We start from the raw sequence: 16,111 nt of genomic DNA on the forward strand, positions 1-16,111 counted from the left end.
GTGGGAGGGAAGTGCGGAGGGTGGGGGTCCGGCTAAACTCTCTAAATCGCTTGCATTTTCCGGTGCAGTGTCCTAGGCAGTCAAGGCCCTGTGACGGGGGTGGCCGCAGGTCAACCACCCTTCGGCCGGGCTACCAACAACACCGCGTCGCGAGTCCTTCCGCACGACTTTTCTCGGCGCGTTTGCTCTCGAAGTGACGACAATGGACGGTCTGAACCCCCGGAAGGTCTTTTCCCTGCTGTTCATCATCGGCATCGCGGTGGTGTTCACGCTTTCGTTCGGGCCGGGCAGCTCCGGCTTCGGCTCCACGGGTCCCGCCACCACGGCGCCGGGCTCGGTGGCCAAGGTGAACGGCAAGGAAATCCCGCTGCGCGACTTCGCCACGGCCTGGGCCCGGCAGATGAGCTTCCTGCGATCGCAGGGCAGCCCCATCCCCGAGTCCGTGGCCCGGCAATTCGGCATGCACAACCAGGTGATGGACAGGTTGGTGAACACGGAGCTCCTGGCCCAGGCGGCCGAGCAGCGTGGCATCACCCCGTCCGACGAGGAGCTGCGCAAGCTCATCCACCAGAACACGGACTTTCACGCCAAGGAGGGCGGGTTCGACTTCTCGCGCTACCAGCAAGTACTGCGCGACTTCTACCGGAAGACGCCCCAGGAGTTCGAGACCGAGCTGCGCCGCCAGCTGGCCGCGCAGAAGATGATCGAGGTCGTCCGCGCCAACGCGGTCGTCTCCGATGACGAGGTCCGGGCCCGCTACGAGAAGGACGGCAACCAGGCCAAGGTCGTCTTCGCGCGCTTCCTGCCCACCATGTTCGCGGACAAGGTGACGGCGCCCACGCCCGCGCAGCTGGCGGACTGGAAGAAGGCGCACGAGAAGGAGATCAAGGACTACTACGAGGCCAACCGCTTCGTGTACCAGCAGCCCGAGCGCATCCGCGCCCGTCAGGTGCTGGTGAAGCTGCCCCCGGAGGCCACCGCCGAGCAGAAGGCGGAGGCGCTCAAGAAGGCGGAGGCGCTCAAGAAGGAGATCGACGGCGGCAAGGACTTCGCCACGGTTGCCCGCGACAGCAGCGAGGACCCGGGCAGCAAGGCCCGCGGCGGCGACCTGGGCTGGGTGGAGCGCGGTTCCTGGGAGCCGGCGCTGGCGGACGCGGCCTTCGCGCTCACCGCGGGCGGCGTCACGCAGCCGGTGGAGACGAAGTTCGGCGTGCACCTCGTGAAGGTCGAGGAGAAGCAGCCGGCGCAGGACAAGAAGCTGGAGGAGGTCCAGGACGAGATCGCCACCACGCTCTTCAAGCAGGAGCGCGCCAAGGAGCTGGCGAAGACGGAGGCCGAGAAGGCGCTGGCCACCGTGCAGGGCGGCAAGACGCTGAAGGAGCTGTTCCCGCCGGAGAAGGAGCAGCCCGCGCTCTTGCGCTTCGAGACGGAGACGCGTCCGGAGGCCGTGGAGACGGACAGCTTCACCGCCGAGGGTGAGGCCGTGCCGCACCTGGGCCCCGCGCCCGCGCTGGTGAAGGCGGCCTTCGCGGCCACCGCTCCCCAGGTGCTGGGTGAGACGTTCCCCGTGGGCGAGGGCTTCGTGGTGGCGCAAGTGGTGGAGCGCCAGAAGCCGGACGCCGCGGGCTTCGAGGCGAAGAAGGACACCCTGCGCGCCCAGGCCCAGCAGGCCAAGCAGATTGAAGTGACGGAGTCCTTCCTCAAGGCACTGAAGAAGAACGGCAACGTCGTGACGAACACCGAGGCCATCGACTCGGTGGTGGGCGCCGGGTAGTCGTCGTCCCGCACGACGCAGTCCCACGAGGGCCGGGCCGAGGGTGTTCCCCTCCCCGGCCCTCGGCCTTTTGCGGGCCAGGTGCTTCAGCGCGCCGGGAAATCGGAGCCGTTGCCGCTGCCTGTATCCGGCCCCCCGGGCTCGGCGACACAGATGGCGTCCCGCCCCCGGGCCTTGGCCCCATACATGGCGAAGTCCGCCGAGCGGATGAGCTCCAACGCGGAGGTGGCGTGTTCCGGGAACGTGGCCACGCCCACGCTGGCGGTGACGCGCACGTCCAGGCCGTGCTCCTGGAGGAAGGAGCGCCCGCGGAACGCCTCGCACACGCGCTGGGCAATCTGGGCCGCGCCGTCCTGGTCCGTCTCCACCAGGAGGATGGCGAACTCGTCGCCGCCGTAGCGGAAGACGGCGTCCAGGCCGTTGCGCCCCAGGGACATGAGCAGGTCGCCCACCTCCTTCAGCGTGGCGCTGCCCATCAGGTGCCCGTGCCGGTCGTTGACGCTCTTGAAGTGATCCAGGTCCAGGAAGACGAGCGACAGCGGATGCCGGAAGCGCGCGGAGCGCTTCACCTCCGTGTCGAGCAGCGCGCGCAGGTGCCGGGCGTTGTAGCAGCCGGTGTGCTCGTCGGTGATGGTGAGCTCCTGCACCCGGCGGAAGTTGCGCGCGTTCTCGATCGCGATGGCCGCGTAGTCCGCGATGGCGGTGAGGGTGGTGAGGTCGTCGTTGGAGAACGGCGGGTCCGTGGGGCCGTTGACCAGCTCGATGACGCCCAGCACATGGCCTCGGGACAAGAGGGGCACGGCGAGGATGGAGCGGGTGTGGAAGGCGGAGGCCTCGTCGAAGCGAGGCGAGAAGCTGGGGTCGCCGCCCACGTCGTGGACGAGCCGGGCCACGCCCGAGGAGAAGACGGCGCCGGCGATGCCCTCGCCGGGGTTGAGCTGCAGGCCCTTGAGGACGCCCGCTCCCTCGCCCACGGCGATTTCGAAGTAGAGCTTTCCGGTGCGCTCATCCTGGAGGATGAGGGACCAGTTGCGAGGCAGCAGCAGGCTGCTGACCTTCTGCATGACGAGCGCGAGCACCTCGCGCAGCTCCAGCGTGGACGTCAACGCCTTCGCCATCTCGTTGAAGGCGGCCAGTTGTTCCACTGTCCGCTTCATGGCCGACAGGAGGTCCGCGGGATTCATCCGTAGAGTCCACTCCGAGGCGCAAGTCTGCTAAGGACGCGACGCCTGGAGCCGTAACATGCACACGCACGCTGATCAAACGTTGCTCGTCCTGGCCTCCGGTTCTCCCCGCCGCAGGGACTTCCTGTCGCAACTGGGTCTCACTTTTACCGTCTCCGCGGCGGACATCGACGAGACACCCCGCCCTGGCGAGGAGGCAGGCCCCTACGTCCTCCGGCTGGCCCGGGAGAAGGCCGCCGTCGTGGCCGCCCGCTCCCCAGGCGCCTGGGTGCTGGCCGCGGACACCACCGTGGCCCTGGGCTCGGAGCTCCTGGGCAAGCCCCAGGACCCGGCCGAGGCCCGCGCCATGCTCGGCCGACTGTCCGGCAGGACGCATGACGTCCACACCGGTGTCGCGCTCGCGGGCCGCCACGAGGAGGCGCTCGTCGTGCGCACCCGCGTCACGTTCCGGGAGCTGAGCGCGGCGGAGATCGCCTGGTACGTCGGCACCGGAGAGCCCGTGGACCGGGCGGGCGCCTACGCCATCCAGGGCAAGGGCGGCTTCCTCGTCGCCTCCGTGGACGGAAGCCCCACCAACGTCGTCGGACTCCCCCTGGGGGAAACGCTCGCGTTGCTGGAGCGCGCCGGCGTGCCCCTGGCCTGGAAGCGATGACCATGGGCTCTGACGTCGCGGAGCGGCTGGCGTCGGTGCGAGCGCGGGTGGCCTCCGCGTGTGCTCGCGCGGGGCGCCCCGTGGAGTCGGTGACGCTGGTGGCGGTCTCCAAGCTGAAGCCCGCGGCGCTGATCCGCGAGGCCTACGCCGCGGGCCAGCGCGACTTCGGGGAGAACTACGCGCAGGAGCTGCGGGACAAGGCCGTGGAGCTGGCGGACCTGGAGGGCCTGCGCTGGCACGCGATTGGCCCCCTGCAGACCAACAAGGTGAAGTACGTGGCGAAGGTGGCCAGCACCTTCCACGCCCTGGAGCGGCTGGAGGTGGCGCGCGAGCTGTCCAAGCGGCGCGAGGGCCTGGCTCCCCTGCCCTGCTACATCGAGGTCAACGTGGGCGGCGAGGCCACCAAGTCCGGCCTGGAGCCCTCGGCGCTGCCCGACTTCCTGGCGCAGGTGCGCGAGTTGCCCGGGCTGCGGCTGGTGGGACTGATGTCCCTGCCCCCGCCCACCGACGACGAGGCCCGCGCGCGCGGCTATTTCCAGGCGCTGCGCGAGCTCGGGCAACGCCACGCGCTGACCGAGCTGTCCATGGGCACCACGCACGACTTCGAGCTGGCCATCGAAGCGGGCGCGACGCTGGTGCGCGTGGGCACCGCCATCTTCGGCGAGCGGACCTGAGGCGACCGAGCTGGCGGGCCGCCTCAGATCTCCTTGAACTTCACGCGGCCTTCCGCGCTGATGCGAACGCTGTATTCGCACCCGCAATAGTTGCAGCGCAGCTCGTCACCGTCCCCGAAGCCGTCAGGCACGGGGTTGTTGGCGTCGCAGCCCGGGCAGTCGAACTCCTTGTTCTTCCCCACCGGGGCCGATTCCTTGTGGTCGTCATCGTCGAAGTCGTAGTTGCCGGCCATGTTCCCGTGCCTCCGTGGCAAGGCGCCGCCTACCTGTAGGCGCCAGTTCGGAAGGCTAGCAGCGGTGTCAGCCGGTGGACATGGCCGGCTTGCTGGAGGGCGGCCGGGCCTGGGCCGCGAAGAGGCGCCCGGGGGCCCTCGCGTGCGAGACTGCGTCCCCGCTCGGCCCTTGCGTCGCCCCCACGGCCAGGGAACGAGCGTCCGTTGAATGCCCGGGGGACGGGCACGTCCATGGAAATGTGGAGTGGCGGGAATGGTTCGGGGGCAGGGCCTGGCAGGTAGCAGGCAGGCTACTTAACTTCCTAGCGATGGAGCTCAACCGATGCGTGCGCAGTCCAATTGGGGGTTCGCGGCGATGCTGGCGGGCCTGGTCTGGTCGGCATCGGCCGTGGCCCAGGAGCCTTCCGCGAACCCGGCCTTCGGCCCCGGTGAGCAGGCGCAGTATCGCGTGAAGTACCTCGGTGTGACCGCGGGCACCGCGCAGGTGACGGTGGGCTCTCCCATGAAGCAGTGGGGCGAGGACGTGTGGCCCATCGTCGCGGTGGCGCGCTCCGACGCGCTCATCGGCGTGTGGCCCATCAAGGACAAGTTCGTGTCGTACTGGAAGGCCAGCACCCAGCGCGTCGTCGGCAGTGACTTGCACGCGGACGAGAACGGCAAGCGCCGCCGGCAGCGCATCAAGATGCAGCCGGATGGCAAGAGCGTCTTCGTCGTCAAGCAGAAGGAAGGCGAGTCGCCGCGCGAGTCCACCGCCGAGGTCGTCGAAGGGACGCTGGACGTGACGGGCGCCACCTTCGCGCTGCGCAACCAGGAGCTGGCGGTGGGCGGTGAGTACGCCTACCCCGTGTTCACCGGCAGCAAGAGCTTCACCATGCGCGCCAAGGTGGAGTCGCGCGAGACGATGAAGACGGAGCTGGGCACCCAGGAGGTGTTCAAGACGCGGGTGCAGGCGGAGTTTGGCGGCAGCCTGACGTCGAAGCGGGACATGTTCGTCTACCTCACCACGGACGCGCGTCACGTGCCGGTGCGGGTGGAGGCGGAGTTCGCGCTGGGCACGGTGGTGGCGGAAATCACCGACTACCAGCCCGGGCGCACCATGACGGTGGCGAGTGCCGAGAGCGGTGGGTAGCACCGCTGGAGAGTGAAGGGGGCGGATGGGCGCGGGCTGGGCGTGGGTGGTGATGGCGGCGGTGGCCGCTACACCGGAGCCAATGGTGGTCTCGGCCCTGGTCAAGGTGCGGCCCGGTGCCGCGCTCCAGGGGCGGCCCCAGGCACGCCTGAGCGTCGCGCGCGGCGAGTGCGAAGGCGTGCAGGTGGTGCTCCCCGGCACGGCACGGCGGCTCGAGGTGACGCCCCTGTTCCTCGGAGGCCCCGGGGAAGCGCTGCCCGCGGCCCTCTGGCGCGAGGGTTACCTCCCGGTCCACCTCGCCTCCAACAGCCAGGGAGCCCAGGGAGCCTGGCCGGATCCGCTGCTGCCGCTGAGCGCCCCTGTCCCCGACGGAGACCCGGACCTTCCCACCGTTCTCTACGTGGAGGTGTGCGCGCCGGAGGGCCAGTCTCCGGGCACCTACCGGGGCACGCTGAGGGCACGCTTCAACAAGGTGGAGCGCGTCGCGGTGCCCTTCACGGTGGAGGTGCAGCCCTTCGTGCTGCCTGCGACGTCCTCGCTGCCCACCAGCTTCGGCATCTCCCTCTACAGCATCGCCCGGGGACACGGCCTGAACCCGGACTCACCGGAGGCGCGCGCGCTGCTGCGCGCGTACGCACGCGTCCTGCTGGAGCACCGCGTGAGCGCGCACGGCATGAGCATGACGCCGCCCCCGGTGCGCTTCGAGGACGGCAAGGCACTCCTGGATTGGAGCGCCTACGACGCGGAGATGGGGCCCTTCCTCGAAGGAACGCTGCTGGACTCCGGCGCCCGCTTCACCACCGCGGACCTGCGCGACAACAAGCAGGCCGTCACCGAGGAAGAGAAGGTGGCGTACTACCGCGCCTTCGCCGAGCACTTCCAGACGAAGGGCTGGCCCGCGCAGCTCTTCTTCTACACCAAGGACGAGCCGAAGCCGGAGGACGTGCCGCTGGTGCTGGCGCAGTCGCGCCGGGTGCGCGCCGCCGGTGGAAGCCGGGTGCTCATCACCAGCCCGTTCGACGCCACGCTCGCGCCCGCCGCCGACATCCTCGCGCCCACGCTCAACTGCTTCTATCCCCGCTCGGGCCCCGCCACCTGTCGCGCCGTGCACGAACTCGCGGAGCTGCGCGCGAAGCTGCCCGAGGCCACCCAGGTGTGGTGGTATCAGAGTTGCAATTCGCATGGTTGCAACGGCGGCCCCGCTCCGGACTCCGCGCGGGAGCGGGCCTACAGCGGCTGGGCCTCGTACATGGTGGACCACCCCGCCCCGCTCAACCGGGCCATGGGCCCGCTGGCGTTCGCGAGTGGCGTGGATGGCGAGCTCTATTTCGACACCGTCTTCGCCTACAACACGAAGGAGGACCCCTGGACGGACCTCCTCGAGTTCGGCGGCAACGGCGACGGCACCCTCTTCTACCCGGGCACGCCCAGACACCTGGGAGATTCCGGACACCACCCGGTGCAGTCGCTGCGGCTCAAACACTTGAGAGACGGCCTGGAGGACTACGAGTACCTCCGTCTCCTCTCCGAGCTGGGAGACCAGGCGTTCGCCCGAGACGCGGCACGTCACCTGGTCCGGTCGGGTTGGGACATCAGCCGGGATGCGCGAGAATGGACCCAGGTCCGCCAGCTCGTGACTGCCCGGCTCCGGCAGCGATGGTCGACGTCCGAATTTGCGAAGCGTCCGGGCCGTCACACGCCCCAGAGCACCCCGTAGTCCCTTGTGGAAGGAAGATGGATGAGCTCCCTGCGCACCCTCCTCGCGGCCTGGCTGATGCTGTCCTCCGGCGGCACCGCCTGGGCTCAGCTCCCGGACACGGAGGCCGACAAGCCCGAAGCCGACAAACCCGCTGAAGCCAGCGCGGCGGCGACACCCGAAGAGCCCCCCATCACCGTGGAACCGTGCGCCCAGGCGCTGCCCGCGCTGCGCATGCCGTTGGCCTTCATGCCCGGCGAGGTGCTCGAGTTCGACCTGGACGCCATGGGCGCGCAGGCGGGCAAAATGACCCTGCGAGTCCAGAAGCAGCAGGACGGGCAGATCCCCGTGCTGGCCGAGGCGCAGACCAACTCCTTCTTCTCCAAGGTCCGCCGTGTCCGGGGCAGCGCCACCACGTGGCTCCACCCGAAAACACTGCGCCCCAAGCGCTACGTGGAGGACGCCACGGAGAACGAGATGCGCCGCAAGGTGGAGGTCGCCTTCACCCACAAGGACCGCGCCATCAAGGTGGACTACCAGATCGGCCAGCGCGCCAAGGGCCAGTACAACTACACCTACGACAAGGACGGCCTCGACGTGGCGGGCTCCATCTACCTGCTGCGTCAGCTCCCCCTGGAGGAGAACATGTCCGTCTGCTTCGACGTGTACGGCGTGCGCCGGCTGTGGCGCATGCAGGGACAGGTCCTCAAGAAGGAGCAGGTGACGACGCCCCTGGGCCAGTTCACCGCGTGGCACCTGCAGGGCACCGCGGTTCGGTTGGACCGCCCCAAGCAGAAGCGCGAAGTGCACGTGTGGCTCTCCGACGATGCACGCCGTCTGCCCCTGGCCGCCGTGGGCACCCTGGACCTGGGCGCCGTGCGCGCCACCCTCACCTCCGTCAGCCGTCCCGGCGAGAAGCGCCAGGAAGCCGGCCCCGGCAAGGAAGAGATGAAGTGGTGACGAGGGGCTGAAGTCCCCTCGGGAGAGGCCCGGTACGCGGTATTCCGGGCCTTTCTTGCTGAACACAATTTGATTCTGGTTTGCAAAATCAAAATCGCGAGCGTAGGGTGCGCGCCGCTCCGATGCGCCCACGCTCTTGCTTCGTCCGTTCATCCCTGCTGCTCTGTTCCACGCTGGTGTTCTCCGGCACGGTTGCCCGAGCCGAAGCTCCGGCCGGTCCCCAGGCGCCCCCAGCCCCTCAAGCCGAGCCCGCCGTGGAGCCGCCTTCGGCGCCCCAGGTGGAGCCCGCGCCTTCGGCTCCGGCCATCGCCGAGCCCGCGCAGCCCGCTCCGGTTCCCGCCGCGCCGCCCGCGACGCCCCCGTTGGGGCCCACGCGTCCCAAGATCGACGTCTACGTCACGGCGTACGGTGAGTTGCAGTTCGCCTACTTCAACTACGGGCTGGACCAGAACCGGGCGGGTGGCGCGCAGCGCGACTCGCGCATCGAGTTCGACACCAACCGCTTCGTGATTGAAGTGAAGGGCGGCCTGCCCGACTACGGTCTCGAGGCCGAGGTCGAAGTCGAATTCGAGCACGGCGGCACCGGCTCCGCGATGGAGCTGGAGTACGAGGAGTTCGGCGAGTTCGACCAGGAGCTGGACAAGGGCGGCGAAATCCTCGTCGAGGAGATGTTCCTCTCCAAGAAGCTGGGAGCCAACGCCGCGCTCGCGGTGGGCCGCTTCTACGTGGCGGTGGGCACGCTGAGTGAGTTCTCGCGGCCCACCGACTACCTGGGCACCAACCGCGACGAGGCGGAGACGAGCATCATCCCCAACACGTGGGACGAGATGGGCGTGCGCCTGCGCTACAAGTTCCCCTGGGGGCTGCGGCTCACGGGCCAGTTGGTGAACGGCCTGGACTCCACCGGCTTCAGCTCACAACTCTGGTCGGCGGGCGGACACCAGCGCCGCTTCGAGGTGCAGCGGGCCACGGACATGGCGCTCGTCGTCCGGGCGGACGTCACGCACTTCGACGGGTTCACCTTCGGCGTGTCCGCCTATCACGGCGACACCACGCGCAACCGTCCCAAGGCGGACCTGGTGAAGAGCTGCGAGGAGGCGAACCCCAGGGAAGTGGCGCCGTGCGGCTACGTGTCGGCTCCGCTGACGCTGCTCGACGCGCACCTGTCCGTGCGCAAGGGCCCGTGGAGCGCGAAGGCCCTGGTGATGTACGGCCACCTGAAGAACGCGGAGCTGGTCTCCCAGCGCAACGCGCGCCTGTCCAACCTGCTGGGAGTGATACGCACGCCGGTGTCCGACAACGCGTTGGCCGTGTGGGGCGAGCTTGGCTACGACATCGCGAGCGTGGTGGGGCTGAGCGACTCGCACCACCTCTTCCCGTTCGTCCGTTACGACTACGCGGACACGCAGTTCAAGCCGCGCGAGGAGCTGTACGACAACCCGCGCTTCCGCCGCTCCGTCTACACCGTGGGCCTGTCCTACAACCTGATGAACGTGGCGTTCGCGAAGCTCGACTTCGGGCACCGCCGCCTGGGCTCCTCCGCCTTCCGGCCGGAGAACACCCTGCGCTTCGCCACCGGCTTCAACTACTGACGTCGGCCCAGGTGCCTGCGTCCACCAACCCCCAACGAAAGGTCAGTCATGAAGCGTATGTCCCTGCCCCTCCGCCTGGCGCTCGCGCCGGCGCTCCTGTCCAGCGCGCTGTTCCTCGGTGCCTGCGGCGACGACTCCGACAACCCCACCGACGACTCCAAGGTCACCCAGGAGCTCGTCGTCACGTTCGCGGACAAGGTCGTGGTGCCGACCTACGCGCGGCTGGCCACGCGGCTCACCGAGTTGGACGCGGCCTGTGTCTCGCTGGCGGCGGCACCCACGGCGGACAAGCTGACGGCGGCCAAGGCGGCGTGGCGCGCGGCGCGCATTCCCTGGGAGCAGAGCGAGGGCTTCCTGTTCGGTCCCGTGGACAGCTTCAGCTATGACCCGGCGCTGGACAGCTGGCCGGTCAGCCACACCGAGCTGGAGGGCGTGCTGGCCAACAACGACGCCCTCACGCAGCAGTACGTGAGCAACCTCAAGAACGAGCAGAAGGGCTTCCACACGCTGGAGTACCTCATCTTCGGCGACGGTGGCACCAAGACGGTGGGCCAGCTCACGCCCCGCGAGTTCGAGTACCTCAAGGGCCTGTCCGCGGAGCTCAAGGCCGTGGGCCAGATTCTGCACGGCCGGTGGGTCCAGTCGGTGGACGGCAATGCGCCGTTCCGCGACACGCTCGCGACCGCGGGCCAGTCGGGCAACACCGCGTACCCGTCCGTGCAGGCCGCCGCGCAGGAGATGGTGGGCGGCATCACCACCATCCTGGACGAGGTCGCCAACGGGAAGATCGCCGACCCGTTCACCGCCGAGGACCCGAACCTGGTGGAGAGCCAGTTCGCGTACAACTCGCTGGAGGACTTCACCAACAACATCCGCAGCGTGGAGAACGCGTACCTGGGCCACCTGCAGGGTGAGACGAAGACGGGCAGCTCGCTGCGCGATGTGGTGGGCGTGGACAGCGCGCTCGACGTCAAGATCCGCCAGCAGATCGCCGGGTCGATCAGCGCCCTGGCCGCCATCGCCGAGCCGTTCCGCGAGTCCATCACCAACACCACGGAGAAGCCCAAGATCGTGGCGGCGCAGGAGGCCATCCGCACCCTGCACGACACCTTCCAGGGCGAGGTGCTGCCCCTGGTGACGAAGTAACGTAGGGTAGCAAGCGAAGGTGGATGCCATGCGACGTGCCGTGATGATGGGGGCCTTGCTGTTGTGGACCGCTGGCTGCGGAGAGGAGGCACCTCAGGTGCCTTTCGCTCCGCCGAGGGCGGGCGGGGCCACCACCGTCGACAACCGGACGTCGCTGGCGTTCGCACAGCCCGCCGCCAATCTGCGACCTGAGTATGACCGGCTGCACCGGGACGGCGACGCGGCCTTCGAGGCCATCTTCGTCCCGGCGCCTTCGCGTGTGAACCCAGGGCTCGGGCCGACCTACAACAACGTCTCGTGCAACGGCTGTCATCTGCGCAACGGGCGCGGCATGCCGGTGATGGGGCCGACGGCCCAGCGCACCCAGCTCCTCGTGCGAGTGAGCCTTCCCGAGGGAATGCCCGAGCATCCATACGGCGCCGTGCCTGTCCCGGGCCTGGGGTTGCAGGTGAGGGACCAGGCCGTCTATGGCGCCATGCCACCGGCCTCACTCACGCTTTCATGGGTGGAGAGCACCGGGCAGTACGCGGACGGCACGCCGTACTCGCTGCGCTCGCCGCGCGTGAACATCGCACCGTCGGATGGCTCCGCGTTGCCCCCGAACATGTTGATGTCGCTGCGGCTTCCTCCTCCCGTGTTCGGGCTGGGGTTGCTGGAAGCCCTGCCGCTCGAGACGCTGCGCGCCCTGGAGGACCCTGATGACCGGGACGGCGATGGCATCTCCGGGCGGATGAACGAGGTCTGGGACGCGGCGCTGCACACGCTCGTGCCCGGGCGCTTCGGGTGGAAGGCGAACAGCCCTCATCTGCTGCAGCAGTCCGCCGAGGCATACTTCAACGACATGGGCATCAGCAGCCCCCTCTTCCCGGAGCCCGACGGGACGCATGAACTCACGCCCGAACTCCTGGAGGCCGCCGTCTTCTATTCGCAGTCGCTCGGCGTTCCCGCGCGCGCGGCGCTGGAAGACCCGGTGGTCCAGCGCGGCGAGATGCTGTTCCGCTCACTGGGTTGCGAATCCTGCCACCGCGAGACGCTCGAAACAGGCGCGTCCGCTTACGAGGAACTCGCCTTTCAGAGCATCCATCCGTACACGGACATGCTGCTGCACGACATGGGACCGGAGCTCGCGGATGGCAGGCCGGATGGCGCGGCCACCGGCACCGAGTGGCGCACGCCCGCGCTGTGGGGCCTGGGGTTGACGCACACGGTGCTGCCCTACTCCGGGTTCCTGCATGACGGTCGCGCCCGGACGATAGAAGAAGCGGTGCTGTGGCACGGGGGCGAGGCCCTCGCCGCCCGTGATGGCTTCCGCGCGCTCTCCAACGACGACCGCGCCGCGCTGATGAAGTTCCTCGGCTCGCTCTGACAGCGAAGGGGCGCGGGACGGCACCGCGCTCCGGCTCAGGGAGGAAACGGGCGCTGCTTCAGCGTCTCCAGGAGGAAATCGCGGAAGGCGGCCACCTTCCGTGGCATGTGCCGCTCCGCCGTGGAGACGAACCACACGCTCCCTCCGGGCATGCTCCACTTCGGGAGCACCGGGACGAGCCGCCCCTCCGCGACCTCGGGCTCCGCGAGCATCGATGGCAGGAAGCCGATGCCCGCGCCCAGGCGCAGCGTCTCCCGCATGAAGAACATGTCATCGCACCGGATGGAGCCCGACTGAGGGACGCGCATCGTCTCCCCGGGTCCCACCAGCGAGAAGGGCTTCGCGCTCCGGAAGGAGACCCACGTGTGACTGGTCAGCTCGCGAGGATGGCGCGGAGTGCCCCGGCGCGCCAGGTACGCGGGTGAGCCGTAGAGGCGCAGCGAGAAGGGCCCCAGCCGGCGGGCACGCAGGGAGGAGTCCTTGAGCGTGTTGGAGGACAGCCGGAGGGCGGCGTCGAAGCCCTCGGCCACCAGGTCCACCACGCGGTTGTCCAGGTGCAGGTCCACCTTCACCGCTGGGTAGCGCGCCACGAAGCGGGTGATGATCTCCGCCAGCACGGTGGTGCCCCAGTCCACCACCGCCGTCAGCCGAAGCTCGCCCGAGGGCTCGTCCTCCAACTCCGGCAGCTCCCCCACGGACTTGCGCAGCGAGGCGAGCATGGGCGACACGCGCTCATACAGCGCCTGGCCCGCGGTGCTGAGCGCCACCCGACGCGTCGTGCGATGGATGAGCTGCACGCCCAGAGCGGACTCCAGACTGGAGATGCCTCGACTCACCGATGACTTCGGCATGCCCAGCTTCTTCGCGGCGGTGGAGAAGCTGGCCCCTTCGGCGACGGCGACGAAGAGCGCGAGCTGGTTGAGGTCCATTGTTCCCTCCATGGAACAGTATGCTCCATGAGGAGGCATTGTGCAGCAGGGAGTCCGGGGATTAACCCAAGGGCCGAAGCTCACGTCACCCCGCTGCTCCGGAGAGTCCCCATGTCCGCCCCCCTGCTCGTCACCGGCGCGTCCGGCCACCTTGGCCGTCGCGTCGTCGAGTTGCTCCTGGAGTCCCACAAGGGCTCGCTCATCGTCACCACCCGGGAGCCGTCGAAGCTCTCGGACCTCGCGGCGCGCGGTGTCGTCGTGCGCAAGGCGGACTTCGATGACGCGAAGTCGCTCGACACCGCGTTCGCGGGCGCGGAGCGACTGTTGCTCATCAGCACGGACTCGCTCGACGTCCCCGGACGTCGCATCACCCAGCACCAGAATGCCTTGGACGCGGCGCTCCGCGTCGGTGTCCGGCACATCGTCTACACGTCCCTCACCCGCCCCGAGCCGGACTCGCCCATCACCCTCGCGAAGGACCACTGGGCGACGGAGCAGGCGCTGGCGAAGAGCGGGCTGAGCTACACGGTGCTGCGCAACAACATCTACGCGGACATGCTGCTAAACAGCCTGCCGCAGGCCATCGCCACGGGACAGCTCGTGGCCGCCACCGGCACGGGCTCGACGGCGTTCATCACCCGCGAGGACTGCGCTCGCATCGCAGTGGCCGCGCTGAGGTCCACCTTCGATGGCAAGCGCACGATGGAAGTGACGGGCCCCTCGGCGGTGAGTCACGCGGAGCTGGCGCGACTGGCGGGCGAGCTGTCCGGTCGTCCCGTGCAGTTCGTTCCGGTGGACGCCGCGAGCCTCAAGGCGGGCATGGTGGCGCACGGGTTGCCCGCGCCGCTGGCGGAGGTCTATGCCTCGTTCGACGTGGCGGTGGCCGAGGGACGCATGGGCGAGGCCACGGGAAGTGTCGCGGAGCTCACGGGCAAGGCTCCCACCAGCGTGGCGAGCTTCCTGACGAGCCATCGCGAGACCCTGAAGGCCGCCGGGCGATGAAGCCCTACGCACCGGGGACGCGAGGGCGGGAAAATTGACGGGGTGCTACGGGCCTGTAGCGTCGAGGCCATGTCCCCTCTCGCCCTCGCCGCCCCCGTGCTGTCGCGCCAGGCCGACCCGGTCCGAGTGGCCACCGAGCGCCTGGCTCGGACCCTGCCCTCTCGCACCGACGCGACCGTGCTCGTCGATATGCTCGAGGATGACTTGCGGGAAGGCCTGGATGCGCTCGGCGACGTGGAGGCCCACTTCTCGGACCTGCTGAGCACGCTGCGCACCGCGCCCCTGACACCGGTGAACCTGGTGAACGCGGGGGATGATCCGCGCATCATCGAGCGGCTCGACTACCTCCAGCACCTGGTCCTCCAGCTTCGCAAGCGCCTGTCCCAGGCCGCCGCGATGGCGCGACAGACGCCCCCTTCGCGCGTCCGCTGAACGACGCGCGCCCGTCCTCGACGCTGTCCGGTGGGCGCCACGACCCACGCCCGCGCGCCAATCGCTCCGCGCGAAACGCGCCCAGAGCCGCTGAATCCACGGCCCTGGCCCGCTGGCGTGTCGCCCGTCGCCCTCAGTTCGCGGGCGTACCCGCCGGTGCCGCCGCGGGCGCTCCGGTCGAGCCCACGCCTGTCGCGGGCGCCGCATTGGCCGGCGCCGGCGTGGCGGGCAGCCCCGTGGCCGGCGCCGCGTTCAGTGGCGTGGGCGACCCCAGCAGCGGGGGCGCCGACGCGGCATTGAGCGGCGTGGGGGCGCCCAACAGCGCGGTGGGCGGCGTCGCCGAGTCCGCGTTCAGCGGCGGCGCGGTGCCGATGATGCCCGGGCTCACCTGCGCCGTCCCGGAGAACGCATCGAAGCTGGGCGCGGTCAGCGACGGCACGGAGAACGAGCCCGTGGTCGACAGGTTCGCCGGAGTCCCGAAGGCGCTCACCGTGGAATTCACCCCCGGGGCCGTCGTGCCCGAAATCACCGTCTGGTCCCCGGCGAACGACGGGCCCAGCACGGGCGTCCCTGGCAGCACCTGCGAAGTGTTCACCGGTGGATTCGGCGTGCTCGTGATGGGGGAGACGCCGCTCGTCACCTCGGGTTCCCGAGGCGCAACGAGGACATTCGCGCCGGTGCCCAGCGTGGCGCCGCCCTCCGTCACCACCTGGCCATCACTCCCGCCCACGAGCACCCGCGTGCTTCCTCCAGGAATGACCACCGACGGCTCCTGCCCCGCCGTCGCCGCCGCGGACGTCGCCAGCCCACTGCCGCCGGTCCCCGTCTGCTGTACCGGCGCGGGCGGAAGCGGAGGCGGCACACCGGGATAGACCCCCGCCGGCACGGGCGTCAGCAGATACGGGTCTCCCGTCACATGGCCCGTGTTCTCCACCACCGCCACCGAGCGCACGGACACCCCATCCACCTGGATGGCCACGTCCTCGAAGATGAACTGGAGGAACCCTCGCGGCTCCGCCTCCGGAGGCAGGTTCCACACCAGCACCACGAGCTCCGCGTCACCCACGCGCGCCTGACGCAGCATCCGGTGCGTGTCGTCGTCCGCGAATGCCCCCGCATCCAACGCCCCGACATGCACGAAGGCCGTGTCCGTCAGCAGCCGCCCGTTGCGCCACACGCTGCCCACGCCCCAGACCGCCACCGCGGCATGCGTGCGGGTCATCGCTGACCACCCCAGGCCACTGTTGCCGTAGAGCGGCACGTTCAGCAGCACGCCGCCGGCCACGGTATGCGGCGGGGGTGGAGGGAGCGGCCGGGAAGGCGCCTGTCCAAGGGCCTGGGC

Annotated in this window: 15 protein-coding genes; 11 read left to right on the top strand and 4 right to left on the bottom strand. The window is 69.5% G+C overall.

Annotated features, from left to right (window positions below; genetic code table 11):
* Window positions 1-202 precede the first annotated feature (202 nt).
* The gene (locus FJV41_RS38850; RefSeq protein WP_174487289.1) at window positions 203-1,774 is read left to right on the top strand and encodes a peptidylprolyl isomerase; all 1,572 of its coding nucleotides are present in this window, start codon (window positions 203-205) and stop codon (window positions 1,772-1,774) included.
* Between the two features lie 86 nt (window positions 1,775-1,860).
* On the opposite strand, the gene FJV41_RS38855 is transcribed toward FJV41_RS38850, so the two are convergent.
* Complete coding sequence (locus FJV41_RS38855; RefSeq protein ID WP_141647666.1) at window positions 1,861-2,958, bottom strand: GGDEF domain-containing protein; 1,098 nt, start codon at window positions 2,956-2,958, stop codon at window positions 1,861-1,863.
* A 58-nt stretch (window positions 2,959-3,016) separates the two neighbouring features.
* Here FJV41_RS38855 and FJV41_RS38860 point away from each other — a divergent pair, with 58 nt between their 5' ends.
* Both FJV41_RS38860 and FJV41_RS38865 read left to right on the top strand, forming a co-directional pair.
* Entirely contained in the window at window positions 3,017-3,610 is a 594-nt protein-coding gene (locus FJV41_RS38860) for a Maf family protein (RefSeq protein WP_141647667.1), read from the top strand.
* A gap of 2 nt (window positions 3,611-3,612) precedes the next feature.
* Window positions 3,613-4,284, top strand: a complete 672-nt coding sequence (locus tag FJV41_RS38865; RefSeq protein WP_141647668.1) for a YggS family pyridoxal phosphate-dependent enzyme — start codon at window positions 3,613-3,615, stop codon at window positions 4,282-4,284.
* 23 nt (window positions 4,285-4,307) lie between these two features.
* Here FJV41_RS38865 and FJV41_RS38870 read toward each other — a convergent pair whose 3' ends face one another.
* Window positions 4,308-4,517, bottom strand: a complete 210-nt coding sequence (locus tag FJV41_RS38870; RefSeq protein ID WP_141647669.1) for a hypothetical protein — start codon at window positions 4,515-4,517, stop codon at window positions 4,308-4,310.
* Between the two features lie 322 nt (window positions 4,518-4,839).
* Here FJV41_RS38870 and FJV41_RS38875 point away from each other — a divergent pair, with 322 nt between their 5' ends.
* From FJV41_RS38875 to FJV41_RS38900, 6 genes are all read left to right on the top strand, one after another.
* Window positions 4,840-5,646 carry a DUF3108 domain-containing protein gene (locus FJV41_RS38875; protein WP_141647670.1) on the top strand — a complete coding sequence of 269 codons (807 nt, stop codon included), beginning with the start codon at window positions 4,840-4,842 and terminating at the stop codon, window positions 5,644-5,646.
* Window positions 5,647-5,671: 25 nt separating this feature from the next.
* Complete coding sequence (locus FJV41_RS38880) at window positions 5,672-7,363, top strand: DUF4091 domain-containing protein (protein WP_141647671.1); 1,692 nt, start codon at window positions 5,672-5,674, stop codon at window positions 7,361-7,363.
* Window positions 7,364-7,384: 21 nt separating this feature from the next.
* Window positions 7,385-8,302, top strand: coding sequence for a DUF3108 domain-containing protein (locus FJV41_RS38885; RefSeq protein WP_141647672.1), 918 nt, complete (start codon window positions 7,385-7,387; stop codon window positions 8,300-8,302).
* Between the two features lie 122 nt (window positions 8,303-8,424).
* Window positions 8,425-9,894 carry a hypothetical protein gene (locus tag FJV41_RS38890; protein WP_141647673.1) on the top strand — a complete coding sequence of 490 codons (1,470 nt, stop codon included), beginning with the start codon at window positions 8,425-8,427 and terminating at the stop codon, window positions 9,892-9,894.
* Between the two features lie 48 nt (window positions 9,895-9,942).
* On the top strand, window positions 9,943-11,040 hold the full coding sequence (locus FJV41_RS38895) for an imelysin family protein (RefSeq protein WP_141647674.1): 1,098 nt from the start codon (window positions 9,943-9,945) through the stop codon (window positions 11,038-11,040).
* A 28-nt stretch (window positions 11,041-11,068) separates the two neighbouring features.
* Window positions 11,069-12,406 (top strand): di-heme oxidoreductase family protein, encoded by a 1,338-nt coding sequence (locus FJV41_RS38900; RefSeq protein WP_141647675.1) that lies wholly within the window; start codon window positions 11,069-11,071, stop codon window positions 12,404-12,406.
* A gap of 35 nt (window positions 12,407-12,441) precedes the next feature.
* Here FJV41_RS38900 and FJV41_RS38905 read toward each other — a convergent pair whose 3' ends face one another.
* A complete protein-coding gene (locus FJV41_RS38905) occupies window positions 12,442-13,347 on the bottom strand; it encodes a LysR family transcriptional regulator (RefSeq protein WP_246137693.1) in 906 nt (301 codons plus the stop codon).
* Between the two features lie 99 nt (window positions 13,348-13,446).
* Here FJV41_RS38905 and FJV41_RS38910 point away from each other — a divergent pair, with 99 nt between their 5' ends.
* Window positions 13,447-14,337, top strand: coding sequence for an SDR family oxidoreductase (locus FJV41_RS38910; protein ID WP_141647676.1), 891 nt, complete (start codon window positions 13,447-13,449; stop codon window positions 14,335-14,337).
* Between the two features lie 69 nt (window positions 14,338-14,406).
* A complete protein-coding gene (locus FJV41_RS38915) occupies window positions 14,407-14,769 on the top strand; it encodes a hypothetical protein (protein WP_181791236.1) in 363 nt (120 codons plus the stop codon).
* 133 nt (window positions 14,770-14,902) lie between these two features.
* Here the strand turns inward: FJV41_RS38915 and FJV41_RS38920 are convergent.
* A partial coding sequence (locus FJV41_RS38920; protein ID WP_220137935.1) for a hypothetical protein occupies window positions 14,903-16,111 on the bottom strand: 1,209 nt, incomplete at its 5' end.

Origin of the sequence: Myxococcus llanfairpwllgwyngyllgogerychwyrndrobwllllantysiliogogogochensis (assembly GCF_006636215.1) — a bacterium.
In the GTDB taxonomy this organism is placed as follows: domain Bacteria; phylum Myxococcota; class Myxococcia; order Myxococcales; family Myxococcaceae; genus Myxococcus; species Myxococcus llanfairpwllgwyngyllgogerychwyrndrobwllllantysiliogogogochensis.

Bases quoted from the DNA above. Each gene is read 5' to 3' on its own strand.
- FJV41_RS38865 (WP_141647668.1), top strand. From the start codon at position 3,613: ATGGGCTCTGACGTCGCGGAGCGGCTGGCGTCGGTGCGAGCGCGGGTG.
- FJV41_RS38910 (WP_141647676.1), top strand. From the start codon at position 13,447: ATGTCCGCCCCCCTGCTCGTCACCGGCGCGTCCGGCCACCTTGGCCGT.
- FJV41_RS38885 (WP_141647672.1), top strand. From the start codon at position 7,385: ATGAGCTCCCTGCGCACCCTCCTCGCGGCCTGGCTGATGCTGTCCTCC.
- FJV41_RS38875 (WP_141647670.1), top strand. From the start codon at position 4,840: ATGCGTGCGCAGTCCAATTGGGGGTTCGCGGCGATGCTGGCGGGCCTG.
- FJV41_RS38895 (WP_141647674.1), top strand. From the start codon at position 9,943: ATGAAGCGTATGTCCCTGCCCCTCCGCCTGGCGCTCGCGCCGGCGCTC.
- FJV41_RS38900 (WP_141647675.1), top strand. From the start codon at position 11,069: ATGCGACGTGCCGTGATGATGGGGGCCTTGCTGTTGTGGACCGCTGGC.
- FJV41_RS38870 (WP_141647669.1), bottom strand. From the start codon at position 4,517: ATGGCCGGCAACTACGACTTCGACGATGACGACCACAAGGAATCGGCC.
- FJV41_RS38850 (WP_174487289.1), top strand. From the start codon at position 203: ATGGACGGTCTGAACCCCCGGAAGGTCTTTTCCCTGCTGTTCATCATC.
- FJV41_RS38915 (WP_181791236.1), top strand. From the start codon at position 14,407: ATGTCCCCTCTCGCCCTCGCCGCCCCCGTGCTGTCGCGCCAGGCCGAC.
- FJV41_RS38905 (WP_246137693.1), bottom strand. From the start codon at position 13,347: ATGGAGGGAACAATGGACCTCAACCAGCTCGCGCTCTTCGTCGCCGTC.
- FJV41_RS38860 (WP_141647667.1), top strand. From the start codon at position 3,017: ATGCACACGCACGCTGATCAAACGTTGCTCGTCCTGGCCTCCGGTTCT.
- FJV41_RS38890 (WP_141647673.1), top strand. From the start codon at position 8,425: ATGCGCCCACGCTCTTGCTTCGTCCGTTCATCCCTGCTGCTCTGTTCC.
- FJV41_RS38855 (WP_141647666.1), bottom strand. From the start codon at position 2,958: ATGAATCCCGCGGACCTCCTGTCGGCCATGAAGCGGACAGTGGAACAA.
- FJV41_RS38880 (WP_141647671.1), top strand. From the start codon at position 5,672: ATGGGCGCGGGCTGGGCGTGGGTGGTGATGGCGGCGGTGGCCGCTACA.